The following is a 26760-nucleotide window of genomic DNA, read 5'->3' as shown; positions in this document are numbered from 1 at the left end:
GATGGCAAAGAGTGAAGAACGCATTGACAAGTGGATGTGGGCCACACGTATTTTCAAGACCCGCACCATATCGACCGATGCATGCAAGAAAGGACGAGTTATGGTAGGTGATACAACTGTAAAACCGTCACGCACTATAAAACCCGGCGATGTGATAAAGGTGAGGAAACCTCCGGTCACTTATTCATTCCTTGTAAAGGCTCTCACCGAGAACCGACTTGGCGCGAAGCTCGTGCCCGACTATCTTGAGAACATAACTCCTCAATCGGAACTTGACCTGCTTGAGGTAGTTAAGATAAGCGGATTCATAGACCGTCGCAAGGGCCTCGGCCGTCCCACCAAGAGAGAGGGCCGTGAGCTGTCGCGCTTCAAGGAAGACGCACTCAACGACGGCTGGGACTTTGACTTCGACTTCGATGATGACGACGAAGACGTATAATCCGCAAATCCAAAAATCCGGAGAAACCAAAACGAAAGGTTCAAAATCCGGCAAAAATCCGGAGAAATCACAATTCCAAGCGGTTATTGAAATATAAATCGCGCAACATCGGAATGATAAAAAAGAGCATCGGAAGCAAGCAAATCCGATGCTCTTTTTTTGCATATAGATCACGCAACATTATAAAGCATTATGTCCGTGTAATGGGAATTATAGTTCATTGATGCGTTGAATTCCTTCCGTGTGGCTCCGATGAAGGGATTGCCGATTTCTTTATTCTTGTCGAGCCAGTCGCATAATTCAATGATCGATGACTTGTTGGAGGTGAAATATACATATCTGTGACCGACAAGAACCTTGAGCACATCAAGGTAGTCAGACAGTTTCCAGTACATGTTATACGTTCCGACATCGGTGCTGAGATACGGCGGGTCAACAAGGAACACCACATCATCCCGGTCACGGTACTTCTCAAACAGCACCTTGTAATCGCATGAAACAATCGTGAGCCCTTCAAGATAATCTGAAGCAGCAGGATAGTCAGACTGTCGGATATTGTTATAAAGAGCCTCCTTCTTCATCTCCGGAATACTAAGTTTGTATTTCATGGAGAACATGATCGCCGAAGATATAGTAATGAAGTCTATGTACCCGTGTGTTCGTTCCTCCTGTTCTAACCTGACGAATACTTCGTCACGCATTGTTCCTTTTATACAACCGTGTTTTGGAACTCCTCGTACAATATTCCGCAGATCCACCAGAAGGGCATTGGTACGCGGTATGTTTTCAATCCGGCGTCGGTAATTGTCAAAATCGTTATATACCACGGTAGCGTCCGGGCATTGTCGTTTGGTTATATGGGACAGCAGCCCGGAACCGCCGAACAGGTCCACAAACACCTTCGCATCCTTAACCTCGCCAAGAACCTTGATATATTCTTTGGCGAACATGCGCTTTTGGCCGACGAACGGCAGGGGCGCAGATAAATATTCCTTTTTCATCTTGTTTCTTGTTTTTTCGGTTGCAAAGATCGCAATAATCAGGATAACAAAGCAGCGGGTCCACAGTCAAGGTACTGCAAATCCGCTGCATTGGAACAGTGTTATAACGCTGTTCGTCACACGTTCAAATCGAACTTTACACCCTCTTCACCGGCAAGCAGACGGCGGGTGCGTTCCTCGTTGTTTTCGTATATATGAACATTACCCAAATTAAGGGTGATAGACTTCAGGGGCAAGTCAATCTGACGTGACATAAGGTATAAGTGGTACAGGTCGGCAGGGAGACCCAGATTGGCGTCGGAACTCCGCTGGTACGCTGTCATAACCAGCTCACCGCCTTCTATCTGGAACTGCACCAGACTGAGGCACGGAGCCTGATTGCTCTCTGCATCCGTGGAACCGAGGAACAGCACATAGTTCTTGCTGTTGCGCTTCTCCCTGTTGATCTTGGCGATAAGCGGGGGCAGTTTCTCAAAATAAGTGGGGTAACTGTTGACAAGGGTCTGGCCGCAATAGTCCCACCAGTTTATGCCCGCCTCCCGGTAACGCTCCACCGAACGCTCGCCGCTCATGAAGAGCGACAGTTCCGTTTTCAGTTTCTTACGGGCTATGCCGTGCCCCTCGAATATATCGAGCAGGTCACCCGGCAAAAGCGAAAGCCTCTCGTTGAGCAGGTAGATGATACCGCCCTTCCGGTTCTCCTGACGTCTGCCGTCAGTGAGAATCCTGTTCAGAATGTGATGATATTTGTTCATAGCCTGTGACATTATGGGTTATGGCGCAAATATACCACGTCTGAGCGCGTATTATACCGGTCCGGGCATCATCTATACTGCACGGGGTATGCAGTCGTTCTGGAAGCGTTTAATCAACGAATAGACCTTGCGCTCGCTTACGGCATACTTCTCGGCAAGCAGCACAACTATATAAGACACCTTCTCGCCATCGGCAAGCATACGGGAATAATCGGCATACAAGTCGATATAACGGGTATCCTCAAGCCTCACCCCGGAGGCATAGAGCCGGTTTAACAGCTCTCTATGGAAATTTAATATCTCAAATATCTTCATTTTACGCAATTATTTGTAATTTTGCAGCACTCTTACCTACATAACAAAAAAACGACGTACCGCAGCAGAGGGTATCTTGCCCCCGGCTGTGCGGTACGTCGCATTTTGTTAGTATGTAGGTAAGAGGACTACTAACAGGCCGGGGGCTTTTATTATGCCCGCCCCCGAACAAAGGCACTACTCCCCTACTCCAGCCAGCGGTCAACCGTGGCAATTGCAGCGGTACGGAACGCACTGAAAGCCTTCCATTCAGCCTCGTAGTCTGCGGACTTGGTTATTCCCGCATCCCTTAGAACCTCTATCTGGTGGGTCTTTATGGCATCCTCCTCCGTCTGGCTGTAACGGCTGCGGATTATCCCGTTTATAAGGCTGTCACGGCTCATGTCGGTGGCCGCTATCAATGTGCCACCGTCGGGTTCGGTACCTGTGTAGGCGTAGCCGGTTACGGGTTCCGGAGCTTCCTCCCCGTCCCTGACCTCCGGCACATAACCGTCTATGACCTCCTCATTGAGGTAAGCCATATACCGGTTGTCATCATATTTGACGAGCGTCTTGCGCTCTGTATAGATTGCTCTTTTCATTGTCACGTGAATTTATAAAATTTCTTGTTCATCTTGTTGACCTGCTCCATCACCACAGTGGGGCATGGCAGATCCTCCTTGCTAAAATCCTTGTCGGCTTGGTCGATCATGATTGCGGAGCCCGTGTAGGAGTAGTATTCGGCATCTTTCCCAGTGGGATTGCCGTCCTTGTCTTTCTCCTTCTCAAAGGTGTAGCTCTCCTGCTCCTCGCCGTCCACCGCCGTTTGAACGGCGGTTTGCAGAATGCGCTTGTAACGGATTACAAGGCACTTCTTGGGGCGTGTTTTGCGCTCTTGTCTCACAACCCCGTCACTGCCGGTGACTTCGGCAAAGTAATCTTCGGTTTCCACCTTGCTGTCCTCTATGGCATAGTCGAGCAGCATTATCTTGAAGTTATCTTCCTGCGCCGGATCTTTACAGACAATATCCACGAACGGGCGCTTCTGATCGTATCTCATACCTTTGAACGGTATGTTGGCACGACGGTTCTTTATGACCTTTCCAAGTCGTTTTTCCATGTTTATATCGAGTTTTCTTAATAAGTTGTTCGCATTGGCGTGGGTGGCGAACCCTATCCGGCTGGCGCACTGCAGCCGGGTTTCCTCCGGGGTCAGCCCCTTCTTCTTGCATTTGGCCACCTGACGGCAAAGGGCTTTCTTGTTGCGCTTGCGCAGGGCGCGGTGCGTGTGGAACGACACATAGCCGCACACGTCGATACCGCCGCTCCATACAGGGCGAACATTCCAGCCCTTGTTTACCTGTATCAGATAGTCCCGGGCTAATACCATGATGCACATTTCAGTGACGAGATGAAGGAACACCTTGTCACGGTGCAACATCACAATATTGTCAGCAAAACGAAAGTATTTTACCGGCTCCCTTACATAGCGGTCAAACTTGCCTGCCATGTAAGCCACTCCCCTGCCCAGCTCCTCTGCCTGCGCCTGTGTCCGGCATGTCATAAGGCTGTCGGTGACGTAGCGCTCGCGCCAGTAGGCGAGTTTTTCGGGATCTCCGGCTATGCCGAACACCCCGACCGCATCATGGTCGAACTTGGCTAAAAAGAAGTTGGCGAGTATCTGGGATATTTTCAGACCAAGCGGCAGACCCTGCCGGAAACTGTCGATAAACTCGTCCAAGTGTCGGAGCAGTTTAGGGTCTTTGATTTTACTCCTTACCCGGTCTTTCATCAAAAAATGGGCTATGTTCGGGAAAAAGTGGTGGGCGTCAAGCTGAACGAAATACCAAGTGCCATAAGGGTCTGCATAAAGCTCCCTCCTTAAAAGGTTGATGAAGTCATGCGTCCCCCTCCCTTTGACGCATGAGCATGAACGGCGTATGAAGGTATCGGTAAACAGATTCTCGGTCTGGAGTAACGGTGCCCACTGCCGGACATGGTCCCTCACAGGAAGTTTGCTAACTATCCTGCGCTTGGGCTCGTATATCACCTCGTCCTGATAGTCGGAGGTGTGCCCGGTGCCGTCCCGGTATTCGGCCAGAAGTTCCATGAGGTTGGCTTCGAGGTCTGCCGCGAAACGCCGCACGTTATCGCGGTGTTCCTTGTTATCGGCAAATCCCCGGAATGCCGCCTCATAGTTCTCGATGGTCTCGATCCGAGGAGATATATATCCTCTTCGTTTCATGTGGGTGTCCCTGTGTCATTGGTGTCTGATTGTGTCTTTGGTGTATTGCAGGGCTTGGTCTGCAATTCTTCCGGCTTCGTTGCTGTCGGCCGGGATAAACCCGTCTACCGGCACTGCCCGCCTGTCGTTTGTTTTTCACCGTGGGGTGAGGCCCCGTCGCTCCGCTTCATCTTACATTGTTGAGGGGAGAGCCGATGTTCGCATTGGCATTCGTGACAGCGTTGTTCACATTGACCGCACCACAGCCCGCAGGGCCACCATTGTTCGTATTGGCACCACGGAAGACAGCACGGAAGCCCGAAACGGCTCATGAGCGACTGGCAGCCCTGAATAAATCGCCGCAAATTTAATGATTTTTTTGCTTATAAGACCCGATATAACATGGAAATATGTCAAAGTACGCTTTGCCCCGGACTACGGGTGTCGGCCTGCGTCCGACACGGGGCTCCCTACGGTCGCCGGGTACTTTGCCTTCGGCGTGTGCCGGGATCACTCCGTACCCGCCGAAAACTCCGGACCCTTGGGCCTCCTGACCACCTCAGACCACCGCGTAATACTCCGGCACCAAAGGGAACTCCTCTGCGAATTCGCAGAGGGGAGAGCCGAGGTCCGCATAGGCAGCCGTGACAGCGTAGTGCACATAGACCGCACCACAGCCCGCAGGGCCACCATGGTACGCAGCGGCACCACGGAAGACAGCACGGAAGCCCGAAACGATATTACTGCCATTCCAATAATGGTCACACTGGTAAGTAGACTCGCTACCTCCCACCTCAGTGGGCCACATCTCTAAACCGTCATAGCTCATGCGCTTGATCCAGCCGCCGGAATAGGTCGGGGCGGTGGACTTCAACACCATGCCGGCAGTGGAACCGTAGGTATAGGTGCCGTAGATGCTCGGTGTGACCCAATGCTTCATGGTCTTGTCGGCGTTGGCTTCGGCAAGCTCATCCTCGCTGATGCGCCAAATGTAACCGAAAAAGTTTTTAAGCCCGAAAAAGACCGGGACTTTGGCGGTAAATGCGGTCGTGCCATCGGCCTTGACCACCGGGATCTCTTTCACCCCGAGACCGTCTGCCATATCGACACCTGCGCTCATGTGCAGGATAGGATTGTTACCGTTGTGGTTGCTCCAGCTGGTCCAATCCCAGTTGGTCACACCGGTGCCGAAACCTCCCTGATAAAGTCCGTTGGCATCCTTGTTGTTGAGCGCTGCCTGTACATTGCGAGTGCCCATAATGATTTCAATCAAAATCTTCACCACTGCCGCGCCACGCATGGTTCCCGCAAGCCAGCCGGTGCCGTTCTTGTGGGCCGCAGCGGCAAACTGGGCGGTAGTGCGGTTAGTGGCGCAATGCCCCAACAGAGAATTGTATTTGCCGTCATAGTTTGCGTTGTTATTTCCACCACGATAGCGCACATCATCATTGATATAACTGACAAGGGTATCAGTGGTACGGTCAAGTGCCGCAAGGCCGGTAGCGCATATAGAGCCTACCGGGATGCGGTAGTTGTACTGCCCTTTGATCGGGTACAGGCTGACCGCCTCGTATTCGAGGTTGCCCTGCGTCCACCGGGCGAAATAGAAGGGTTTGCCCCAGCCCCATTGGTAATGGCCCATTGAGCCGTCAAGTTTGGCGGTCTCACCGTTGGCGAAGCGGTAGTGGTTCGTGGGATCGAGCTTGCGCCGGCTGTGGTCGTTCTTGACAAGGTAGCCGCCAAGTTCCAATATGTCTTTGAAGTTCTTGAGCATCTCAAGGCTGCCGCAATAGGTGGCGGCCGTGGGTGTAGCGAGATCCGTGCGCCATACACGGCCGCACCACGGGGCGTTGGCCATATCGACCGCCGCTGTCAGGTCCATGCACTGGCTGGCGCCGCTCTTGGTGTCGAATACCTCTATCTTCTTGTCGGTTGCGTCCATAGACGCTGCCGGCAGGTCGTCTATCTGCTCACCGTTCTTATATGCGTCAAGCATACTCAGAAGGTCTGCTTCCTGTTGTGCTGTTAATGCCATTTTAATTCCGTTTTAATGGTGTCCTAATTATGTTTTATACTGTTCTCATTCTCATTGAGCGCCGAATCTTCCCGGAACTTGTCAACCGCATCCTCGGAGGTCGTACCGTGACGCTCACCTCTTTCCATAAGTCCGTATTACCCGGCGGTATCACGTAGAACATGGTAGTGCCGGTGCCGGTGACTGTCAGCTTGCCGGACGGGTCAACCTTGAGGCTGTTCCCCTCCTCCCTTTGATAAAGGATGTTCTGCATGACATACCCCGGAAACAACCGGGCATCGATGCGCTGCGCCTTTTTGTTTTTGGTGGAGATCGTGGCCGGGGCTGACACATTGAGTATCGCCGGGGCGGCCGCCGACTCACCGGATATGGCTTTCATCAACGCCTCGAGCTCGACAATCTTCTCCCCTGCTGTCTGTGCTGCAGCGTTGGCCGAGGCACCGGCGTTCTGGGTCTCGCTTTTGAGGGTGGAGAGGTTCTGCGCCTCCGTATTGGCATTGGTGGCGGCACGGTTCGCCGCGAGCGTGGCCGCCTCGGCATTGCCCTTGGCGGTGTTCAACTCGGCAATTTTGGCCGCGACATCGGTCTGACGCTTCGTCTCGTTGCTCTGGCGGGTGGCCTCCTGAGTCTTGCGGGCCGCTTCGGCGGTCTGACGGGCCGACTCCTGATTTTGACGGGTCTGCTCGTTGGCTTGACGGGCGGCCTCGTTCTGCTCAAGTTCCTTGCGCTTGTTGTCGGCATTCGTGGCGGCAGCGTTGGCTTTGGCCGTGGCCGCCTGTGCCGCCGCTTTCTCGGCGCTTATGTCCGTGATGGCGGTGGTAACACGGTTGGCGGCGGCATTGGCGTTGTCGGCGGCTGTATTCGCTTTGGCCGTGGCCTGCTGGCAAGCGGCAATTTTCACATCGACATCCTTTGTAAGCAGTTTCAAAGGGGCGAGGACGTTCTTTTCTACTCCGCCCAAGGAATAGCGGGCAGGAAGCGCGGTGATGCCTTCAAGGCTCGTGGCCACCTCGATGCGGTCCACCGCCGTTCCATGAGTGCGCAGGTATTCCAAAAACACCGGCGCAAGCTGGGCACAGAACGCCTCAAGCTCCATCTGCGGGGTCTGTATCTGTCCCATGGCCCCGCGTATTAGTCGTTGAGCATCTCGGTGATGCAGCCGGGGACCGCATTGTACACTGCCACCACTTCCCCGTCGGTAAGCCCGGTATAGGGCTTGATGGAGGTGATGAGGTAGTTGCCGGTAGTCTCAAAGCTGACACTGCCGACATCGGTGCTGTCCTTTTTTATCGTGCCGCTGATGGTGGTGTTGCCGCCGGTCACAATCTTTGTGAAGTTGATTTCTACGCCATCGGTCACTTTTTCAGGCGCGTAGTTGGTGGTTGAGTTTTCTGCTTTCTTTTCCATGTTTCATTATTTTTTAATGGTTAGACGTTGTTCTCGATTATGTCGGCCACTTGACCGTAGGCACCGCACGAGTATGACTCTGCAGCAATCTCTTTCAGAAGCGTGCCCTCTTCGGTGGTCAGTTCCACTTCACCGGGGCTACCCGCTATTTTCTGACAGATTTTGTGCAACGCGTACTTCTTGTCGGGTGGCAGCGGTACGCCCCCCATGCTGTTGAGGTTGAAGATCACCATGCACAGGGACTCGGCTATATTGGTCGCCTTGCCGGTCTTGTCGTTGACCACCTCGTTGCCGAAGCAGTCCTTGAAGGTCTTGTCAAAATTCACTTTCATGATTCTTAATTGTTTTTAGGTTGTTCATTAATTCAATTACCATTCCCTCGGGAACTTATGCTGGACCCATGCACCGTAATAGGTCACGTTGTTTATTGTCACACGTATCTCACGGTGGTATATCAGGCACATCGCGTCGCCGCAGCTGTTCAATGTCAAAGGGCTGGAGGGCGTTGCATAGCTCTCGTTGTCATAAATGATATAGCTACGCCCGGATTTGACCTCCCATTTGAGCGTCGAGGAGTTAAATTCACGACGGTAGCTCCCCCCCGGTATCACACGGACATAGTTGCCGTTATTAGTACCGCGCTTGATAAAGAGTACATGACCGTTATCGTAGGGCTGCATGTCAGGCAGTGTCAGCTTCACTTCCCGGGTCTTGCTTTGGTAGGCGACTGCGGTGCCGTTCGTTTCCGTTGCCTTGGCGCGCCAGTTGAAATGCGTGGAGACATATACGCTGTTGACGTCACGGCCGATAGTCACGCTCATGACCGTGGGGACGGTGGGCTGGGTGATACTGTCGTGTCCTATCACCTCGGTTTTCAAGGCGAGACCGGAAACATATCCGCCGCTTATGGCGATGGCGCTGTTGTCGGCGGCTCCGCGGGCACCGACAAGAAGCGCATAATTATGGCCGAGACCCCACCAGTCCGACTCGTCATAGTTCTCAAAACGAGCCACGCCCCGCGCGCCGGAAGAACCCGGGAGGATGTTGCCACCTATCCCGGCAAAACACTTGTGGGGGTTGTTGCGGAAGATGATATAAGCATCATTCGTGAATGTACCGTCATCATTGCGGTTGGTCAGACCGTTGCCGCCTACGACAAAACCTCCAATGTGCGTGGTGCCGTTGACCTCCACACGGAAGGAGTTGTTCATCGTCACCATGCCGTTGAAGTTAATTTTCGAGGCGCTGATAGTGACAGACTCGGCGCTTTGGTTGATCGCCGAAATGACCCCGTCCTTTTCAACACGCATGGCTATCTGGGTGGAGTGCACGTTGATGCTCGCCTCTGCCGTGTTGACACGTCCGGTAAGGGCGTCCACGGTCGTTTTGGTGGCGTATATCTGACTGGCATAGGCTGTCGTCACAAGCCCGCTCGTATTGGTAAGCCTGCCGGAAGAGTCAAAGCTTCCCACCACCGTGCTGATCTTGTCCTTGTTCTGCAGTATGTAGCTTGCGGCGTCCTGCTGGTCGGTTATGTCCTCCCACTTGTTAATGTTGTCATATCCGATATAACGGTAGGTATGGCCATCGGAGGTGTTGTGCCATGTGGCACCCACATTCTTATGCTCCTGACCGGATGGCCACGAATTCCAAGGATTATTCGCCTGATTGTACACCTTGGCGTCACCCGCACTGTTGGCTATGGCGGCAACCGCCTCTATCCTCGCTTTGGCGGTGTCGAGGTCGCCCTGCACTCCGGCGACTACCGAACTGATGGAGTCCGTCTTGATGCGCAATGCCGATATGGCACTCTCATTGGCACTTATCCGGGTGGCGTAGTTGGTGATGCTGCCCTCGGCGGCATCAAGCCTTATGCCGAGGTTGGTGACCGTGCCGTTGAGCTTGTCGTATTTGTCGGCATATATCCTTATCTGCTCCTCGGCTGCGTCAAGGTCAATACCGAGCTGCGTCACTGTGCCCTTTAGGTTGTTGATGTTGGTGCCGAGCAGACGGATATTGCCGGCGGTTTGGATTATCTGCGTTGATACCTCTTTTTTGAAGTCATCAAGGGGCTTGTCGGTCACGGATAATATCGACACGTACATATCGCCGGTGTACTGTAGCACAAAGTCACCCTTACCGTCCCATGTGCCCTGCCATTGAAGATCCTGCCATTCCATCGATGCGGTAACGGGCACTGCCGCCGGAACCGGGAGGGAACCGGGTTCCGAGGTCGCGCCGCTCATGCCGACGGTCAGGGTACCATCGGTTCGGGCAAGGAAACGGATGCCCATATACAGGGTGTCCTTGACATCGACCCATTGGTCGGTCATGTCGTTGTGCGTGGGCGGTACATACTCCTTGTGGGTGCCGGGCTTGCGGATCAATGCGTTCGCCTGACGGATTGAGCTCTTTTTCAGATGCAATACATTGCGACCGTCCAGATGCTCTATGCCGGCGATCCTTCCGTCGGCTATATAGGTGTTGCCGTTCATAAGCAACGCCTCGCCGTTGGAGGTTATGACCTTGCCGTCATCCTGCACGGTCCAGCCGTCCATGGTTTCGTCAAATGTGGCGTTACGCAGGTAGTTGTCATCCTCGGTAAGTTCATAACGCAGGTTGCTGTATCGCGTTGCGAACATCGCCTTGAGCATCTCTATCTTCGCGTCGATGCTCTCCCCAGTACGGCGCAACCGGAAGTCGCCCACGGCATACAGGTTGGTCAACAGTTCGCCGAAACCGTCAAGCCATCCGAAAAGGTGATGGTGTATACCTTTCAGGTTGCCGAGCCTACCCTTCAGATAGTTGTCGGGGTCGGTTTTCATGCCGTACACGATATCCATGTACGGGGTGGCGGTGCCTACCGTGATAATCTGGATCAGTCCCTTTCTGTCCGCATCGGTGGCATTGTCAACACGGGTGAATGTGTCGCCTTTGGATATGACATCGACTGCCGGTCTGCCGTCTGCCGATACAAAGTTTTTGAACTCCACCCAGTCAAGGCGGTTCTCTCCGTCCGACCGGCTTCCGCAGCCGGCATCGGTTATGATCAGCTCGTAATGCTTGGTGATATAATGGCCGTTCTCTTGCGAGGGCATGCCATTGTATTGTTGCACCATGATATAGTCGTCCGCACGGAAAGGGTTGTAAAACTTGCCGTCACGGGTATTGAGATAGACGCGCCCGGTAGCCGGGTCGTAATGGTCCACCTCCATCATGCCGGTAAAGATACGGTTGTCGTTCTCTCCCAACAGCTGTGATATCACCATGGTAAAAACACGGAGGGTGCCGCGTATCACTATGTCATCGAACTCGCCGGTATATTTCGTTTCGGGCACGCCGAGGACGTTCAGGACTTCGCGCTTGAATATCGCCCACCCCTTGCCTCCTATGAAGCCGGAGATGAAGTCCTCGCTTGACAGCTGCCCCCGGAATTCAGACGCACCGTTGACCTGCAACTGCGCAAGGGTGGCCTTGAGCCGGGTGAGCAGCTCACCGAACACAGCGTTGCCGTCGGCATCGACTTTCGCGCCGCTCAATCCCTCCTTGTAGGTGCCTACTTCGAGTCCGGCAAGGAACTTGATCAGACCCGCCGCCTCGTCGTCGTGAAGCCGTGACAGTGCCCGCTTGGCTATCTCCTTTATCGTGCGCAAAGCGCTCATGAGGTTGTTATCGGTCAAAGGCGTGCCGTCCCCGGTTTTGACTATATCCGGCAAATTGCCCCGTGACAGTTGCACGTAGGCCTTCACCTCGTCGATATTGCCCTTTATCTTGTCAAGAGCACCGGTGGAAAGCGCGTCGCTGATCTCGAGGTCCATCTGCGACGGAAGGTTGATCTTGCGGGTTATCTTCGTTATGCGGCTGTCCTTGTAACCGGTCTCCGGGAAATAATCGGAACTCTCAAGCCGGACACGCTGCCCCACATGAAGCTCGAGCTTGCGCCGCTCAATCTCTATATAGTCCGTCGGGGCCTTGAAACAGGACACATCGACACAGTGCCGGCGATTGTACTCATGCACGGCATCAAGGTATTCGGCCTCGGCAAGCGCGTAATACTCATCCGGCATACGCATGTTCCATGGTATGTAACGGTCTCCCGGCTTGGGAACAAGCACACCGCCCGGCAACTGTCCGGAGCCGGTAAACTGGGTGATTATCTCGAACTCCCGGGTATCACTGTCAAAATTGATTTCAAAATAGTGGGTGCCGTTGTCATCGCTTCCCAGTCCGGCAAGCTCACTACCCTCTTGGAATGTCACACGTTTTACCAATGTGCCGAGGTCATAATTATTGGGATCGAAAGGCAGATTATTGTCTATGAAATAATATACCGTGAATTTGTCGCCGTCATCATTGGTGCGTTCTTCGCTGCGTACGCTGCTTACCGTTCCGGTATAGCGCGGGAATATGCCTGCAAAGGCGTTCTCCTCGTAATGATGGATAATGCCATACTTGTCGGTGTTGACATCCACATACTGCGCTCCTCCGGGCAACTGCAGCCGACTGTGACCGTATTTCGCCGGATCTATGTTTTTCGACGATCCTGTGGGGAACAGGCGCGTATAGACCTTTGCGTTGTCTGCCACATCGGGCTGTATCTTCGTCAGACCGTTCCGGTAGCCGAGAGTGACGCGTTCCCCATGTTCACAACGGCACAGGTTGACGGTGGTGCCCTCTATCCAGTATTCAGTGCCGGCTGCATCAGCCACCGCCTTGAGCCCCTCGTCGCAATATTTGCCGTGGTAGTCCACAACGATATTGTCGCCGGCTTCAACGGTACCGACCTTCCAGTCATTGGTCCCGAAACCGGCATTGATGGATTTCACGATGAGCGCCACATGCTCCCGGGGCGGGGCTGTCAGCGTGAACACCGGCTCATTGCCCCCGTCTGTGGTGTTGAGGACAAGGAACCGGGAGATCAGGTTCTCCAGCCCGTAGAGCTTCAACGAGTACTCCCACTCGACTGTGGATTTCTGTACCGGACGGTATTTCTCGGTCAGCCAGTAGCGCCGCCACATGAAGTCAGCATAATCGTTCACGCCAAGCGACACACGTTCCGGAAGGATGAAGGAAACATTCAGAACATTGCCCGCCTGTATCTCCTCCGCCTGTGTGCTGTTGTCCCTCGGTTCCACCGTGAGCTTCAGCCTGCCGTCGCTTGAATATATTTTAAGTTCCATTAGAATATCGTTTTAATGCAGTCAGAATTCGGGGTTCGGCTCACGGAATTTGACCGTGAAACGCGCCGCCACCATGCCGCCGCCTATATCTTCCAGATGCTCGTAGTCCGAGCAGTCCTTGTAATAGACACGGTAGGTACGGCCAAGTTCCGGGACTCTCATGTCAAGCCAGCCGTCGGTGCCTTCTTTCAGGAATGACACGAATGCGTCCCGCCTTGCGATGAAGGACGCCTTGTCGGCAGCCGCGACCGCAAACTTCAACGCTATGTCGCGGGGTTCCCATTTCTGCACGAGCTTTTCGGTCAGCTTCTCGCCGTCCTGCTCCCGGAAGCTGACCGCGACATGGCTTTTCGTCGCCGGCGGTTTCTGGAGGGCGGAGTAATTCTTGGTGTCGCCCTCCTTCTCCTCCGTGAGCCATGCGCCGAAGTCACTCCAGACATCGCGCCCGTTTATATAAAGCAGCCCGTTCATTATATCGGTCATAGTGATCTCAGTTTTATTCCGTTCGTACGCAGTTCATGTATATCTTCGGCCATCTCCGGCAACGACTCGACATTTTCCAGAATTTTGCCTATGGTGTCGCACAACTGCCCGAACGTGTCCATGAAACCGTCAAGGGTCTCATCGATGGAAGCTGCGTGCATCTGGACGCTCGTGAACAGGCCCTCAAGCTTGGTGCCCTGCTCCTGACTCATCGCGGTATATACGCCGGCCCGGGCGCTCTGGGAGCCTCCCGCGGTGTCACCGTCGTTTTTCCATAGGTCAAAGCCCATGGCGGCCGCTTTCTCCTTCCATGCCTCCATCCATGCCTGTGCGGCATCCACGTTCTTGCCGATATTGTCATAGAAGCTGTCGATTACGCCCATGGCATCGTTGGCTATGGCCTCCTCGCTTTTGCCGCTACCGTAGACGCTTTTCAGTTTTTCCTGAAGATCCGCGAACTTGTCGGCAAAGAACAGCGAATAGGCTATCTGCTCCCCGAGGTTCTCGAGGACTCCGGCGGCATTGGCCGCAAAGTTTTCCAGAGCCGTGCCGCTACCTTGCAACGCCGAGGTGACAGCGTCCATGATCCCGGAGCCCAGACTGCCGAACGTTTCGGTCAGGTAGTTTTCAAGCGACTCCTCGGCCTCGTCCATCGCGTCTTTAAGCTCTATGAGGTTCTCAAGGTAACTGCGGGTCTCATCGCTCATTTTCCGGGTGTCGAGTATCACGCGAAGCATCTCGGTGTCAAGCTCGCCGTTGGCCTTGATAAGTTCGGGGTATACGCTCAGTATGGAACTGTACAGGTCCTTGCCTTTACCCCACCCGAACAGGCCGGTCTTTTTATGCCCGGTGACAATCTGGGCGTTGTAAAGGGCTCCGAACCCCGCGTTGTATGCGTCAAGACGCTTGCGGAATGTACCCCCGGCATCATTTGTCAGGCGCTCCCAGAAGTTCTGCTTCGGAGCATCACCCTGCAGTTCCTCCTTGAACTGTGCCAATGCCTGACGGTAAACCTCTATGGCATTGGCCGCCTTGGCCGCCTGCTTCTCACCGAAAATACTCTCGGCATCCTTCATCAACAGGTTCTGCTGCAGAAGCAGGAGATTATACTGGCGTTGGAAATCGAGCTTGGCACGCTCTATCTCTTTCAGGGCTTCTCTGTGGCGGGCTTCCGCAGCAAACGCCGAGGTCAGGAACTTAATCCCCTCCCCTACGGCTGCGCCTATGCCTCCGACAATGCCACCCTGCGCAAATCCCTGCCCTATGTTTGATACGGCACCCATCACCTGCTGAACGCCATTCACGGCATCGGAAATCTCACTTTCGCCGAGTTGCTCGAGCATGGCGCCCAGTTCCGCTCCGGCTTCCTGCGCCGCACTGGCTATGGTACCGATCGACCCGGCTATCTCTTTGGCTCCTCCGGCTCCACGCAATCCGGATATACCGGTTTTGAATGTCTGGAATATCCGCTCCCATTTGTTGGTGGCGCCCTTGCCACCTCCGAGCAGTTTGTCAAGCGCCTTTTTAAGTTTGTCAAGTTCTGCCGGGCTTGCTTCAATATTCTTGAGCTGCTCATCGCTAATGAAGGTAAGCCCATCCGCTGTGCCTTTCCCGTTCAGGTAGTCCCGGAGCTTCCGGGCCTGCGCGATAAGCCCCTGCAAGGCGTCAAGGCTCATGCTTGAGTAATCACCGAAGAGATTGCGCAAAAAATCATTGTCCTGCGCCATACTCCGGGCTTCCTCGTCATTTATCGCCTGAATGCCCTGACGCACTTTTTCCCGGGCGACATCTATTGCCCGATCTATCTCATCGCCGTTCTCTGCGGTACGTGCCGCCTCAAGAGCCGCTATGTCGGCATCGCCCTGACGCTTGATAGCCGAGCGTTGCGCCTCGTAGTCCTGATATTTGCCTAACAGTGCCTGCAGCTCATCCTCGCGCTTCTTCTGTCTGTCGGCAGCATCCTTGTTTTCCCGGGCTGTAATTTCTGCCGTAGTGGCGTCATATATCTGCGCCGCAAGAGTGCGTTGGGTGGCGGCCTGCGCATGGATATTGGCAAGCTGCTCGGGTGTCACCTTCTCGCCGGCTTCCTTGAGTTTCCGGTATAGTTCCACCCTTTGCTGCTCCTCGGTGGTGATACGTTCTTTTTCCCGCTCGAAATTCAAAAGAGCCTCGGCGCGTTCTTTCTCGTAGCCTTCCCGTATAATGTCTATGCGGCGGTCCTCAATCCTACGGGCTGCCTCGAACTCCATTTCGGCAAGGGTGTTCTTTGGCTTGGCGTTTTCCGTGGAACCGCCGGGTCCCTCGGGGGCCACGAACCCGCCGATATGCGATTTTTTACGTAATTCTTCCATCTGACGCTGCAGTTCCTCTGCCTCGGCAAGGCTCGCGCGCCGTTTGTCCGTGGCTTCCTTTAGGGCCTTGTTATATGCCAGTTCTGCCGGGTCGCTGCCGTAATGCCCTTTTTTACCGCCTCCGAAAAACATATAGGCCTTGCCGCCCACGCCCCAGAAAGGGCGGTAATGTTCCACTCCGTTAGCCTCTATGCCGGCTACCTCCTCATCGGCTTTCACAGCCTTGTCGACCAACGCCTGCGCCTTGGCCTGCAGGAAAAGCATCTGCACATAGTCCTCCCCTTTCCGGATCAGGACATCGTACCATTCAGCGATGGTGTTGTAATAACCGAAACTCTCGCCGTATTTGCGGTTAAGCTCTTCTACCTTCACACGCTCCTGCTCCTTGGTGCCGGTAAATTCCTTCAGTGTCCGGGCGGTACTGTCAATCTCAAACCGGGTCTTGACCATCCGGGCACGGCCGGAACTTTCTATCTCCACAAGTTCACGGGCCTTCTCCGCCGCTTTCTCCTGCGCGTCGGAGTATTTGTTCCACGCTACGACAAGACCGGTCACGACAAGCGACAAGCCCAATGTAAGCGTTGCCATAAGCGCGGTGGCTGCCGCATTCGATATGCCGAGGGACACCGCGAGCCTTGTATTGGCCGCGGTCAAAAGATCCTTGGCTTTCCGTACTGTGACAAGCCGGAAAGCGGAGTCCTTGTTGAGCGTGTTGAACACCTGCTGTAGCCCCATGGTGATTGCCATGACGCTCTGCACCCGCGTCTGTATCTTTATCAGGTCCTCGTTCTCGGAGGCGAAGGTCCCCATTATGCCGGTGGCTACGGTAAGCAGCCCGGAAAGGCCGTCGGCACCGCTCATCACGCCTTGCAGCCCGGCATCGTCATGCGCAAGGATATTGGTCTGTGTACGGAGGTCCCCGATTGTGTCAGACAAGGTGGCCGCCTCGGAAGCCATCTCCTGATACTCACGGGTGTTCTGCTTGCCCTCGAGACGCATCCGTGCCATGGCGTCCAGAAGCTCGCGAAGTTCCATGGAAAGGCGCTTGGTGGAGGCGGCCGTCTTTTGATGTTCCTCTTCCAATGAGGCAAGGATAAGCTTGTCCTCGGCAAGGGCCTTCGTGCAGGCCTCTATCTCGGCGCGCATCTCCATCTGGGCCTTGCCGGGGCCCAGCCGGTCATACTGTTTCTTAAGCTCCTTGAGACAGTTTTCCACATACCGGATCTGCTCCTTCTGGGCGGCGATGCGCTCGGTGATGCCCTCGGCAACCTTTTCTGCCTTGTCGCCCAAGGACTCGGCCGACTGCCCGGCCTTGTCAAGTCCGGGAGTCAGCTTGTCACGCATGAGGAATTCTATCTCGACTGGTTTCATCTGTCCTTACTGGTTCTGTTGTAATCTTGTTTGAAAAAATCCGGCGGTGCTTTTAGGCTTCCCGCCCTTGCCCTGCCCACCGCTTTTGCCTTTGCGCCGGCTCTCATAATGAGGGGCGTCGGCAAGCATCATGCGCAGGGTCTGGTAATTCACTTTCCACATGATGTGGTCACGGCTCCAGCCGGTGGCGGCGGCTATCTGCCAGACAATACCGAAGGGGCTATGGCTCCCGACATACTCGGTGGTTAACTCCCCTTCCTTTTTTGGCTCGTCCTCGGTGCCAGAGGGTTCACCCGCTCGACCGATCCGATAATGTCCATAAAAGACTTGGTGCCAAGCAGCGTGATGAAGCGCATGTTCGCGCCCTGCACCCAAAGGTCATCCACCAGCCACCGCAGCATCCATGCCACAACAGGGGTGAGAAGCCATCCTGACAGTTTCCCCCTGCATATCGTAAGCGCCACCATCTTGCTGACCCGGCCCCCGTGAAGCGCCATGTAGGCAAGCTCCTCATGCTTGTTGAAACGCGCCATCTCCTCATGGGTGACACCTGTTTCAAGATAAAGTCTGGCGATGCGTATCTGGTTGCCGAGGCACGGCCGTTTCATGGTGAGCCGGATTTGAAAGGGGTTGCGCCGGAACGGTATCTTTACCCGGAGCAGTGGCAGCGACACCCCGACATCAAGCAGGGCGTCGGCCGCCTCTATTTCAATCTCCTTCCGCATGGCTTAGGCGTTGCCGGCTTGGGACAGGGTGACCGTGACCTTTTTTGCCGGATCGGAGGCGAGGGTGAATTCCACACTGCCGTTACGGGCCGCTCCGGTGTTGGCCGAGGCTGTCACTGTGATACGTCCGTTGACTATCTCCATGGAAAAGCCTGCCGGAAGCACTCCGGCGGTGAATGGGCCGGAAGCGTCTATCTCGACCACCTTGCTCTCGCCGGCCTTGCTGAAAGAAAGCTGTGTCGGAACGGCGGTGATGAATGGTACTGTCGGGTACATGGCGAAGGGAGAGCCGCCGTCCGCCGGCTTGACCATCTCCAGCTCGCACTCTATGCCGAGGGCGCTGTCGCCACCGATCTTGCCGCGCACAAGCCCGTCGAGGGTCATGTTCTTTATCTCGATGGTCTGCCCGGTGCCGGCAATGATCTTTAACGGGCCCGAAAGACTCACTGTATCAGCCGGGGCATCCCAGCGTTCACCGGTCACAGTGCCGCCCATGACATCCTTGCAGTTCTGGGGCAGAAGCTCGATAAGGGTGAATTTAAGGATATTGGTGCCGTCCTTCTTCTTGATCTTCTTTACCGGGGCGGTGCGCACCTGAGCGCCCCACAGCTTGATATATTCCGCGGAGTCGCCTCCCCAGTCTATGCCGTCATCCGAAATGACACCGATTTTCTTGTTGTTGAACACCAGCGCGTCAAGCAGCATGATGTAACCGTCGTTTGCATATACCATAACTTATATTTTTAGAAATGTTGTTATTACGTTTTTAAGTTTTCTTGCCGGCGAAGTGCACAACAGCCCGGCCGCAAATCCCACAAGCGCCCACCAGTGGCGGGTTTCGGGAGGCTTCTCACGCGCTTTTGTCGACTCCTCGCGCAGCGACTCCAGTTCGGAAGCCTGCGCGCTGTGCCGGTTCTTGAGCCATGACAGCTCCCACTGCAGGCTGTCGACCTCCCGGCGCTGCTCCATGCTCATGTCACGGTAATACTGATAGAGCCTGTTGATGGAGTCACAGCGTCCGGTGACTTCGATACGGTCGCCCCTCTTGCGGATCTCGACTCCGGCGCGTCCCTCCTTGGCGGTATACCCGGCACCGTCGGGAAGGTCACGGAGGTTCTGTATCGGCACATCCAGACTCGCCGACTCCGCCGCTATCCCCTCCGCCGTGACGACATGGGTCGTCCGGTGTTCCGTCATGTCCGTGGTCGTCGTTGTCGCAATCCCCGACCGGCCGCTCTCCAGCGTGTCGCGGTATTCGTAGCCGGTTGTCGTTGACGCCTCCCGTGACACGCTTCTCTCCACGCGCCTCGTGGTTCCGCACCCCGCGGTGATAAGCGCCACGGCCGCCATTATTGTCAGGGTCGCCCCTCTGATTGGATGTTTCATTGTTTTTCTTTGTCAGTTTTATTATTTCGCCGCGAAGGAGATCCACCTCCCTCAGAAGGGCGCGCTGCTTCTGCAGTATCTCCTCCTGATTGGCTTGCAGACCGGCATTCTCTTTCCTGAGCTGCACGTTCTCGGCAAGGATCTTGCGGTTCTCCTCGGACAGCATGTTGATGGAAGCCTGCAACTTGGAGAGCATGTCGTTGTTATGCTCCCTGCGGCCGACAAGCCATGTGAACACGCTGCCGAGAAAACCGCCCGGGAGGGAATACATCAGAAAGTTTAGCAGGATATCCATTGCTTCGTTGATTGATTATTGATTGATACCTATTGATTTCAGCCACTTCCGCACGTCAAAACTCGGACAGGCCTTGGCTGCGACCTCGTTATGCCCTATGATGCGCACCGAGGGAAAACGCTTGTGGAAATCCTTGACATAGTTTTCCATCGCCCTGAGTTGTGCCGGAGTGCGGGTGTCCTTCGGTTTGGACATGTCTTTTGTCATGCCGCCGGCATAGACTACATGGCGGCTTACCGAATTATAGCCCTTGGCTCCATTGGTGATCTCCCACGGGTCCACGTTCGCATCCTCGTTGTTGTCGACCAGACGCTCAACCGTGCCGTCAAGGTGGATAATGTCGGTATAGCCGACCTGTTTCCATCCCCTGCCGCCCTGCGACACCGGGCCGAGGTGCATGCGCCTTATGTCGGCACCTGTCACCTCGCGCCCTTCCGGGGTCGCGGTGCAATGGAGTACGAGGTATTTAAGCCTGCCCGCCATCGCCCTCCGGAATTTCGTCATCCGACAAGTCCGTCACATTCTCCAACCCGAACACTCCTTTTTCCGAAGCGCCCTCCGGCACACCGGCCGGATTTTTGAATGCCGGGTTCTCGCGGCCGTCAAACACCACAAACTCCTCTCCGAAACCGATATTGGTGTCGGCCTTCATAAGCAGCTTGAAGAAGTAGAGTTCGCCGGCGTTGCTGTACTTGTCAATCTGGATCACACTCTCGTCATCCTGAAGGTTGACCGCTACAAACAGATTGCCGTCGGCATCCGGGGAGCAGAGGGTCGCGACAATGACACCGTCGGGCCATGCGGCCACCGTTTCGATGGTGATGCCCTTGTAGCGCATACGGTTCATCTCGGTTTCATCGGAGTTCTTGTGCTCGCGCTGGGTAAGCTCGTCATCGTAGCGGTCGAAATCGTCGATGCTCATGAGGATGCGCAGGTTCGGGTTGGCGCGCATCGCCTTGGGGATGGAGGCACGGATATCTTTCAGTACCCCAAGCATGGTGGTGCCTTCCGAATTGACGACGATGCAGTCCGGGTCCTTGGCGGCCTGTGTCAGGATGCCGTCCATCAGCTCCTCGTCGGTATCGCCGTATTCCCCGTTGATATAGTGCCAGCCGAGTTCGAACTGCACCTGCTTTGAAAGGGCGTCAAGGAGAGCGTTCTGGGCTTCGGGGGGAAGCTGCGAGAACACGAGGTTCCCTTTCGGCTGCCATTTGCGCCATATATGCTCGAACGCGCGGGGATTGAAGGTGGTGAACGCCATGAAATCCTTGGGGTCAAGGGAGTGCTCGCTGTAATCGAAGTTCCCCTTGCTGTCCTCTACGGTAGGATTGACTTTTTGCTTCTGGAGCATCTTGCCCGTCTTTAGACGGGGGATGCTGATTTTCTTCTCCACTCCGGGAATGACCATGATGAGTCCCTTGCTCACAAGCTCATTGCCGGTGGAGGCGGTGGTAAGGATGGTTTCCAGTACCTCACCGTTGTAATTGGTGTTTTTTACTACTATTGCCATAGTGTCCTTTATTATGGTTGGTTTTACTTCTTAAGCCGGTCTTTTATCTCTTTCATGCGGCGTGCGAACGGCCCATCGCTGTCGGTCGGACGGTTTATGTCCTCCATGACCTTGCGCTTGGGGGTGAGAGCCGCAAGAGCAGCCTTGCCTTCCTCCATATCACGCTTCAATATGTTCTCGAATGTGGGGCGCGTCCGGGCGTTGATACGGCCGTCCTGCTCGGCCGCGTCGAGAAGGGAAGCACGCTCCGTTTCCTCTGCCTCGGCCGCCTTGTCCTCAAAGCCTTTGACCTTCTCCTTGAGTTCCCTGTTCTCGTTTTCCAGTCCGGGAACCTTGCCTGCCGCCTTCTCAAGGGAGTCAATCTCCCTGAGAACCGCGGCGTCATCCGCGCAATCCTTGAAGCGCGGATGCTTTTTTAATTCTTCTAAATTCATCTGGTTGTCGTTTGATGGCTTGTCAAGCCGGTTATTGAATATGCTGTATATCTGCTCCGGGGTGCTGTCGTCCGGTACCGGGTCGGCATCATAGATACCGTCCACAAGTCCGAGCGATAATGCCTCCCCGGCGGTCAGCCAATAGTCGTTGTCATCAAAATAGGAGGATTTTATTTGCGCCTTGTCCGTTTTCAGCTTTGAGGCGAGCATATCGGCAAGACTGTCCTCGAGTGCCTGTATCTCATCTATGCACCGGCGCAGCTCGGTCTTGTTGCCATAGCATCCGCCACTGACGCTGTGGAGCATCAACCGGGCATATTTGCTCATGGTGACAGGCTTCCCGCACAAGGCAAGCACAGCAGCCATGCTTGCCGCCACGCCGTCTATATATATATGTATGTCGGCCCGGCTCCCTTTCAAGGCATTGTACAAGGCTATTCCGCTGTAGACGTCACCCCCTATGGAGTTGATGCGCACATCAATCCGGGCACCGGAATTCTCGGCGGCTTTCAGCTCCGACACGACATTGCCGCTTTTGACATCGCCGTAATCCCCGATTTCCCCGTAGAGAAAAATCGTCACGGTGCCGTCAGGGGCTGTATGTATATTTAAATATTTGTTCATTATCACTGGATTTGATGCGGTCCTCCCGCGGTTTATGGTGCAAAATTGCTATAAAACAACGGGGTATGAAAACAGTGGTTTTATCATACAGCTTTATGGCCGCATGATAACGCCGTAAAGTTGTATCATGCGGAGCCTCTTTCGCCAACTCCCTTTTTTATAGCAATTTTGCATCATAAAAATCAGGATTATGGCAGATTTAACGAACGCCCAGAAAAAGGAATGGGCAAAAACATTATACCTCCGTGAGAACCTCACCCAACAGGAGATTGCCGACCGTGTAGGATGCTCCCGCGTCACTGTGTCAAACTGGGTACGAACCGGCAAATGGGAGGAACAGAAGGTGGGTATCACCTTGACAAGGCAGGAACAGGTAGGAAACCTCTACCGACAGGTGGCGGAAATAAACCGCTCCATCGCCGACCGTCCCGAGGGTGAGCGGTTCGCGACATCGAAGGAGGCCGACATCCTCGGCAAACTGGCGGCGGCCATCTCGAAAATGGAACAGGAGATAGGCATAGCCGACACCATAAGCGTGCTGACATCATTTATCGAATGGCTGCGCCCGCTTGACCTCGAGAAGGCGAAGGAGATCACACGGTTTGCGGACGCTTACATAAAGGACAAGCTATGAGACAGGTTGACAAAATAGCCCTTCAGGACTGGGAGAAATTCAAGGAGGACATAGCGCGCTCGACTCCGGTTGACAAGAGCATGACACATGCCGAACGGGAGAAACACCGCATATACCTCGAGGCCCACCCCATTGAATGGATAAAGTTCTTCTGCGCCCCCTATGTGAAAAGCGAGTTCGCCGGGTTCCATAAACGGGCCATCAGGCGCATCATAGCCAACGACGAGTGGTTCGAGGTGCTGTCATGGAGCCGTGAGCTCGCGAAGTCAACCATCACCATGTGCATTATTCTGTATCTGGTACTGACCGGGCGCAAGCATAACGTCATCCTGACTTCCAACTCCAAGGATAACGCCGCAAGGCTGCTCGCGCCATACCGGGCCATGCTCGAGGCCAACGGACGCATTATCGCGTATTACGGCGCGCAAATGACTCCGGGGGCATGGACGGAGGACGAGTTCCTGACCAAAAGGGGCGTGGCCTTCCGCGCCCTTGGAGCCGGGCAGTCGCCACGTGGCTCCCGAAATGAGGCGATAAGGCCGGATGTGCTGCTCGTGGATGATTTCGACACCGACGAGGACTGCAAGAACCCGGACATCATACAGAAACGGTGGGAATGGTGGGAAAAGGCCCTCTACCCTACCCGATCCATTTCCACGCCCACATTGATTGTCTTCTGTGGAAATATTATCGCAAAGGACTGCTGTGTGGTACGCGCCGGTGCCATGGCCGACCACTGGGACATCGTGAACATACGCGACAAGGATGGAAACTCCACTTGGCCGGAGAAAAACTCGGAAGAGTCTATCGACCGAACCCTCTCTAAAATAACCACCAGAGCAGCCCAAGGGGAGTATTTCAATAATCCGATATCTGCCGGGGAAGTGTTCGAGACGGTCACTTATGGCAAGGTGCCGTCCCTTAAAAAATTCAAGTTCCTTGTTGCATACGGGGACCCGTCCCCCGGCGAAAGCAAGGCGAAGAAGGGCAAGTCATTCAAGGCGGTGATGCTGCTCGGGAAACTCGACGGCAGACTGTATGTGATAAAGTCGCGCCTCGCAAAATCACTCAATGCCGAGTTCATAGACTGGTACGTGCAGCTCCTCGAGCATGTCGGCGATGACGCCCCGGTCTATTGCTACATGGAGAACAACAAGCTGCAGGACCCGTTTTTCCAGCAGGTGTTCCGGCCCCTTGTAGCCAAGGTCCGCAAAGAGAGGGGGATACAACTGTATATCCGGCCTGACGAACGCAAAAAGACGGACAAGGCCACCCGTATCGAGGCGAACCTTGAGCCGATGAACCGGGAAGGGAACCTGATACTGAACGAGGCCGAACGCGACAACCCGCACATGAAGGAGCTCGAGGACCAGTTCCGGCTTTTCACCCTGACATTGCGCTATCCCGCCGACGGGCCCGATGCCGTGGAGGGCGGCAACCGCATACTGGACGAGACCATGCGCAAGGTGGAAACGCCCGTCACCCGCTCCCGGTCGGAAATAAGCCGGCGCAACAAACGAAGATTATAACATATAAATTCCATATATGAGCCAATTTGTTCAACTTTCAGATTATGACGCATCCATACACCGTGAGATACTCGACGCGCTGACGCGTGACGATGATACGGTGGTGGAGATATGCGAGGACAGGGCGATAGCCGAGATGCGCTGCTACCTGTCGAAACGCTATGACTGCGACCGCATCTTCTCCGCCACCGGCGACGGCCGCCACCAGCTGGTACTGATGATGGTACTTGATATTGCCGTGTACCATATATTCTGCATACACAACCCGCAGAAGCTGTCGCAGATACGAAAAGACCGCTACGAGCGTGCGGTGGAATGGATGAAGGCGGTGGCGCGCGAGGACATCTCGATAGAGGGAGCGCCCCTCCTGCCCGAGGAGGAACGGAGCTCCGGCGCGTCATTCCGCATACGAAGCAACCCTAAACGAGTCAGTCACATGTAACCACCACCATTATGAGCAAACGAAAAAAGAACCCGGGAAACCGCCCGGGAATAATCACCTCCGGAGGCAATATCCCGCGTCCGGGACAGTCACGCCCGAACGTCATCATGCTTACCCAGCCGAGACGGTTCGGCATAGACATAGCGGACTACACGGCGGCAATCAGGACTGCCGAGAATGTGGACTTCCCACGCCGTTACAAACTGTATGACATGTACGCCGACATACTCATGGACTCGCACCTGTCCTGTGTCATAGAGAAACGGCGCAATGCCGTGCTGTGCTCCGACATCGAGTTCCGGCGGGACGGCAAGCCGGACGACAAGGTTAACGAGCAGATACGCTCACCTTGGTTCTCAAGGCTCGTGAGCGACATTATCGACTCCCGGTTCTGGGGCTTCACGCTCTGCCAGTTCTTCAAGGACGGCGAATGGATCGACTATAACCTGATCCCGCGCAAACATGCGGACCCGGTGCGCCGCATCATACTGCGCCACCAGACCGACATCACCGGCATCGCGTGGGACGAATATCCCGACCTGCTTTTCGTCGGGCGCCCCGACGACCTCGGGCTGCTTGCCAAAGCCGCCCCGTGGGTGATATACAAGCGCAACACCACCGGGGACTGGTCACAGTTCTCGGAGATATTCGGCATGCCCATTCAGGAGTACACATACGACACGGACGACGAAGGGAGCCGGGAGCGCGCCATATCCGACGCCGCAAACGTGGGAAGCCTCGCCACGTTCGTACACGGCAAGGACACCTCGCTCAACCTCATAGAGGCGGGCAACAAGACCGGCTCCGCCGATGTGTACGAGCGGTTGTGCGAGAGATGCAACAACGAGATCTCAAAGCTGTTCCTCGGCAACACGCTTACCACCGAGTCGTCCGATACCGGCACTCAGGCGCTCGGAACCGTGCATAAGAAAGGCGAGGACAAGATAACCCAGTCCGACCGCCTGTATGTCCTCGACGTGCTGAACTATGAGGCCGCAGAGATATTGGCCCGGATGGGGATCGATACTGCAGGGGGTGAGTTCTGTTTCCCGGAGAAAAAGGATCTCGACCCGACATCCAAAATCAACATACTCACACAGCTCCGCACAGGCTTCAACCTGCCCGTTGATGATGATTACCTGTATGAGGAGTTCGGTATCAGCAAGCCGGCCGACTACGAGCAGATAAAACGCGACGAGGAGGAACGACGCGCCCGGGAAGCGGAGGAGGCAAAGCGGGCTGCAGAACAAATACCTCAGAAAGACGGTGGCACAGACGATGATCCGGAAAAACCCACCGATCCGGAAGAGGAACAGCCGGGTGACGGCAAGGACCTGCCGGAACCTGACGAAAAACAAAAAAAGACTTTCAAGAACTGGCTGAAAAGTTTTTTCGCCAAAGCCCCGTGGAACACCGGGGCGGCTTTAGAATGGTAGTTGACAGCCTGTATTACGGCAAGGGCTCCGATGTGTCATCCTCGTTCGATTTTTCCGACGAGGCGCTGCGCCGTGCCCTGCTGAATATTTATTCAAAGGACTTCCATCCGGCATCCGACATCGAGACCACTCTTTTTAATGAGGTATGGGCAATATTGTCCTAAACGTTTTGGGCAAAAATAAAAATAGGAAGTAGTTACTAAGG

At 54.8% G+C, this 26760-nt stretch carries 26 protein-coding genes; 6 read left to right on the top strand and 20 right to left on the bottom strand.

What is annotated here, in order from left to right; translation table 11 throughout:
• Nucleotide 1 precedes the first annotated feature (1 nt).
• A complete protein-coding gene (locus tag E5354_RS10755; protein WP_135947470.1) occupies nt 2-439 on the top strand; it encodes an RNA-binding S4 domain-containing protein in 438 nt (145 codons plus the stop codon).
• Nucleotides 440-609: 170 nt separating this feature from the next.
• On the opposite strand, the gene E5354_RS10750 is transcribed toward E5354_RS10755, so the two are convergent.
• The 20 genes from E5354_RS10750 to E5354_RS10660 all read right to left on the bottom strand — a co-directional run bounded on the left by E5354_RS10750 (nt 610) and on the right by E5354_RS10660 (nt 22514).
• Nucleotides 610-1440, bottom strand: coding sequence for a DNA adenine methylase (locus E5354_RS10750; RefSeq protein WP_016273812.1), 831 nt, complete (start codon nt 1438-1440; stop codon nt 610-612).
• A 116-nt stretch (nt 1441-1556) separates the two neighbouring features.
• On the bottom strand, nt 1557-2195 hold the full coding sequence (locus tag E5354_RS10745) for a thymidylate synthase (RefSeq protein ID WP_016273813.1): 639 nt from the start codon (nt 2193-2195) through the stop codon (nt 1557-1559).
• 72 nt (nt 2196-2267) lie between these two features.
• The gene (locus E5354_RS10740) at nt 2268-2510 is read right to left on the bottom strand and encodes a hypothetical protein (RefSeq protein WP_016273814.1); all 243 of its coding nucleotides are present in this window, start codon (nt 2508-2510) and stop codon (nt 2268-2270) included.
• A gap of 185 nt (nt 2511-2695) precedes the next feature.
• A complete protein-coding gene (locus E5354_RS10735; protein ID WP_016273815.1) occupies nt 2696-3091 on the bottom strand; it encodes a hypothetical protein in 396 nt (131 codons plus the stop codon).
• Nucleotides 3092-3093: 2 nt separating this feature from the next.
• Nucleotides 3094-4734, bottom strand: coding sequence for a hypothetical protein (locus tag E5354_RS10730; protein WP_016273816.1), 1641 nt, complete (start codon nt 4732-4734; stop codon nt 3094-3096).
• 538 nt (nt 4735-5272) lie between these two features.
• Entirely contained in the window at nt 5273-6748 is a 1476-nt protein-coding gene (locus tag E5354_RS10725) for a hypothetical protein (protein ID WP_135947469.1), read from the bottom strand.
• 34 nt (nt 6749-6782) lie between these two features.
• Nucleotides 6783-7868, bottom strand: coding sequence for a hypothetical protein (locus E5354_RS10720; protein WP_016273818.1), 1086 nt, complete (start codon nt 7866-7868; stop codon nt 6783-6785).
• A gap of 11 nt (nt 7869-7879) precedes the next feature.
• The gene (locus tag E5354_RS10715; protein ID WP_016273819.1) at nt 7880-8155 is read right to left on the bottom strand and encodes a hypothetical protein; all 276 of its coding nucleotides are present in this window, start codon (nt 8153-8155) and stop codon (nt 7880-7882) included.
• Nucleotides 8156-8175: 20 nt separating this feature from the next.
• Nucleotides 8176-8487, bottom strand: coding sequence for a hypothetical protein (locus tag E5354_RS10710; RefSeq protein ID WP_016273820.1), 312 nt, complete (start codon nt 8485-8487; stop codon nt 8176-8178).
• 36 nt (nt 8488-8523) lie between these two features.
• The gene (locus E5354_RS14295) at nt 8524-13335 is read right to left on the bottom strand and encodes a hypothetical protein (protein ID WP_210433144.1); all 4812 of its coding nucleotides are present in this window, start codon (nt 13333-13335) and stop codon (nt 8524-8526) included.
• A gap of 21 nt (nt 13336-13356) precedes the next feature.
• Nucleotides 13357-13818, bottom strand: coding sequence for a hypothetical protein (locus E5354_RS10700; RefSeq protein WP_016273822.1), 462 nt, complete (start codon nt 13816-13818; stop codon nt 13357-13359).
• Nucleotides 13815-17540: a hypothetical protein gene (locus E5354_RS10695; RefSeq protein WP_210433143.1), complete on the bottom strand. Its 3726-nt coding sequence runs from the start codon at nt 17538-17540 to the stop codon at nt 13815-13817. The genes E5354_RS10700 and E5354_RS10695 overlap by 4 nt, the downstream gene beginning before the upstream one ends.
• A gap of 6 nt (nt 17541-17546) precedes the next feature.
• A complete protein-coding gene (locus tag E5354_RS14225; RefSeq protein ID WP_168353887.1) occupies nt 17547-17702 on the bottom strand; it encodes a hypothetical protein in 156 nt (51 codons plus the stop codon).
• An 83-nt stretch (nt 17703-17785) separates the two neighbouring features.
• Entirely contained in the window at nt 17786-18265 is a 480-nt protein-coding gene (locus E5354_RS10690; protein ID WP_016273824.1) for a hypothetical protein, read from the bottom strand.
• Nucleotides 18266-18268: 3 nt separating this feature from the next.
• Nucleotides 18269-18997: a BACON domain-containing protein gene (locus E5354_RS10685; protein WP_016273825.1), complete on the bottom strand. Its 729-nt coding sequence runs from the start codon at nt 18995-18997 to the stop codon at nt 18269-18271.
• Between the two features lie 3 nt (nt 18998-19000).
• Nucleotides 19001-19393 (bottom strand): hypothetical protein, encoded by a 393-nt coding sequence (locus tag E5354_RS10680; RefSeq protein ID WP_016273826.1) that lies wholly within the window; start codon nt 19391-19393, stop codon nt 19001-19003.
• Nucleotides 19371-19946 carry a cell division protein ZapB gene (locus tag E5354_RS10675; protein ID WP_135947468.1) on the bottom strand — a complete coding sequence of 192 codons (576 nt, stop codon included), beginning with the start codon at nt 19944-19946 and terminating at the stop codon, nt 19371-19373. Before E5354_RS10675 ends, E5354_RS10680 begins: the two co-directional genes overlap by 23 nt.
• Before the next feature lie 15 nt (nt 19947-19961).
• A complete protein-coding gene (locus E5354_RS10670) occupies nt 19962-20429 on the bottom strand; it encodes an N-acetylmuramoyl-L-alanine amidase (RefSeq protein ID WP_016273828.1) in 468 nt (155 codons plus the stop codon).
• Nucleotides 20413-21456: a hypothetical protein gene (locus E5354_RS10665; protein WP_016273829.1), complete on the bottom strand. Its 1044-nt coding sequence runs from the start codon at nt 21454-21456 to the stop codon at nt 20413-20415. The genes E5354_RS10670 and E5354_RS10665 overlap by 17 nt, the downstream gene beginning before the upstream one ends.
• Before the next feature lie 23 nt (nt 21457-21479).
• A complete protein-coding gene (locus tag E5354_RS10660; RefSeq protein ID WP_135947467.1) occupies nt 21480-22514 on the bottom strand; it encodes a head maturation protease, ClpP-related in 1035 nt (344 codons plus the stop codon).
• Between the two features lie 190 nt (nt 22515-22704).
• On the opposite strand from E5354_RS10660, the gene E5354_RS10655 reads away from it, so the two are divergent.
• Genes E5354_RS10655 through E5354_RS14220 form a run of 5 tightly spaced genes read left to right on the top strand, consistent with a single transcriptional unit; the run spans nt 22705 to nt 26719 of the window.
• On the top strand, nt 22705-23148 hold the full coding sequence (locus E5354_RS10655) for a helix-turn-helix domain-containing protein (RefSeq protein WP_016273831.1): 444 nt from the start codon (nt 22705-22707) through the stop codon (nt 23146-23148).
• Entirely contained in the window at nt 23145-24677 is a 1533-nt protein-coding gene (locus E5354_RS10650) for a hypothetical protein (protein WP_016273832.1), read from the top strand. Before E5354_RS10655 ends, E5354_RS10650 begins: the two co-directional genes overlap by 4 nt.
• 16 nt (nt 24678-24693) lie before the next feature.
• Nucleotides 24694-25119, top strand: coding sequence for a phage protein Gp36 family protein (locus E5354_RS10645; protein ID WP_016273833.1), 426 nt, complete (start codon nt 24694-24696; stop codon nt 25117-25119).
• A gap of 11 nt (nt 25120-25130) precedes the next feature.
• Nucleotides 25131-26555, top strand: coding sequence for a DUF935 family protein (locus E5354_RS10640; protein WP_016273834.1), 1425 nt, complete (start codon nt 25131-25133; stop codon nt 26553-26555).
• Nucleotides 26549-26719: a hypothetical protein gene (locus E5354_RS14220; protein ID WP_168353886.1), complete on the top strand. Its 171-nt coding sequence runs from the start codon at nt 26549-26551 to the stop codon at nt 26717-26719. The genes E5354_RS10640 and E5354_RS14220 overlap by 7 nt, the downstream gene beginning before the upstream one ends.
• The last annotated feature ends 41 nt before the right edge of the window (nt 26720-26760 follow it).

This window comes from Muribaculum sp. NM65_B17 (genome assembly GCF_004793735.1).
GTDB classification, from domain to species: Bacteria; Bacteroidota; Bacteroidia; order Bacteroidales; family Muribaculaceae; genus Muribaculum; species Muribaculum gordoncarteri.
Note: the sequence above shows the minus strand (reverse complement) of the source record. Positions and strands in the feature narration are given on the sequence as shown.

Excerpts from the sequence above, each read along its gene's own strand:
- E5354_RS10755 (WP_135947470.1), top strand. The coding sequence starts at position 2 with ATGGCAAAGAGTGAAGAACGCATTGACAAGTGGATGTGGGCCACACGT.
- E5354_RS10750 (WP_016273812.1), bottom strand. The coding sequence starts at position 1,440 with ATGAAAAAGGAATATTTATCTGCGCCCCTGCCGTTCGTCGGCCAAAAG.
- E5354_RS10745 (WP_016273813.1), bottom strand. The coding sequence starts at position 2,195 with ATGAACAAATATCATCACATTCTGAACAGGATTCTCACTGACGGCAGA.
- E5354_RS10740 (WP_016273814.1), bottom strand. The coding sequence starts at position 2,510 with ATGAAGATATTTGAGATATTAAATTTCCATAGAGAGCTGTTAAACCGG.
- E5354_RS10735 (WP_016273815.1), bottom strand. The coding sequence starts at position 3,091 with ATGAAAAGAGCAATCTATACAGAGCGCAAGACGCTCGTCAAATATGAT.
- E5354_RS10730 (WP_016273816.1), bottom strand. The coding sequence starts at position 4,734 with ATGAAACGAAGAGGATATATATCTCCTCGGATCGAGACCATCGAGAAC.
- E5354_RS10725 (WP_135947469.1), bottom strand. The coding sequence starts at position 6,748 with ATGGCATTAACAGCACAACAGGAAGCAGACCTTCTGAGTATGCTTGAC.
- E5354_RS10720 (WP_016273818.1), bottom strand. The coding sequence starts at position 7,868 with ATGGGACAGATACAGACCCCGCAGATGGAGCTTGAGGCGTTCTGTGCC.
- E5354_RS10715 (WP_016273819.1), bottom strand. The coding sequence starts at position 8,155 with ATGGAAAAGAAAGCAGAAAACTCAACCACCAACTACGCGCCTGAAAAA.
- E5354_RS10710 (WP_016273820.1), bottom strand. The coding sequence starts at position 8,487 with ATGAAAGTGAATTTTGACAAGACCTTCAAGGACTGCTTCGGCAACGAG.
- E5354_RS14295 (WP_210433144.1), bottom strand. The coding sequence starts at position 13,335 with ATGGAACTTAAAATATATTCAAGCGACGGCAGGCTGAAGCTCACGGTG.
- E5354_RS10700 (WP_016273822.1), bottom strand. The coding sequence starts at position 13,818 with ATGACCGATATAATGAACGGGCTGCTTTATATAAACGGGCGCGATGTC.
- E5354_RS10695 (WP_210433143.1), bottom strand. The coding sequence starts at position 17,540 with ATGAAACCAGTCGAGATAGAATTCCTCATGCGTGACAAGCTGACTCCC.
- E5354_RS14225 (WP_168353887.1), bottom strand. The coding sequence starts at position 17,702 with ATGTGGAAAGTGAATTACCAGACCCTGCGCATGATGCTTGCCGACGCC.
- E5354_RS10690 (WP_016273824.1), bottom strand. The coding sequence starts at position 18,265 with ATGCGGAAGGAGATTGAAATAGAGGCGGCCGACGCCCTGCTTGATGTC.
- E5354_RS10685 (WP_016273825.1), bottom strand. The coding sequence starts at position 18,997 with ATGGTATATGCAAACGACGGTTACATCATGCTGCTTGACGCGCTGGTG.
- E5354_RS10675 (WP_135947468.1), bottom strand. The coding sequence starts at position 19,946 with ATGGATATCCTGCTAAACTTTCTGATGTATTCCCTCCCGGGCGGTTTT.
- E5354_RS10670 (WP_016273828.1), bottom strand. The coding sequence starts at position 20,429 with ATGGCGGGCAGGCTTAAATACCTCGTACTCCATTGCACCGCGACCCCG.
- E5354_RS10665 (WP_016273829.1), bottom strand. The coding sequence starts at position 21,456 with ATGGCAATAGTAGTAAAAAACACCAATTACAACGGTGAGGTACTGGAA.
- E5354_RS10660 (WP_135947467.1), bottom strand. The coding sequence starts at position 22,514 with ATGAACAAATATTTAAATATACATACAGCCCCTGACGGCACCGTGACG.
- E5354_RS10655 (WP_016273831.1), top strand. The coding sequence starts at position 22,705 with ATGGCAGATTTAACGAACGCCCAGAAAAAGGAATGGGCAAAAACATTA.
- E5354_RS10650 (WP_016273832.1), top strand. The coding sequence starts at position 23,145 with ATGAGACAGGTTGACAAAATAGCCCTTCAGGACTGGGAGAAATTCAAG.
- E5354_RS10645 (WP_016273833.1), top strand. The coding sequence starts at position 24,694 with ATGAGCCAATTTGTTCAACTTTCAGATTATGACGCATCCATACACCGT.
- E5354_RS10640 (WP_016273834.1), top strand. The coding sequence starts at position 25,131 with ATGAGCAAACGAAAAAAGAACCCGGGAAACCGCCCGGGAATAATCACC.
- E5354_RS14220 (WP_168353886.1), top strand. The coding sequence starts at position 26,549 with ATGGTAGTTGACAGCCTGTATTACGGCAAGGGCTCCGATGTGTCATCC.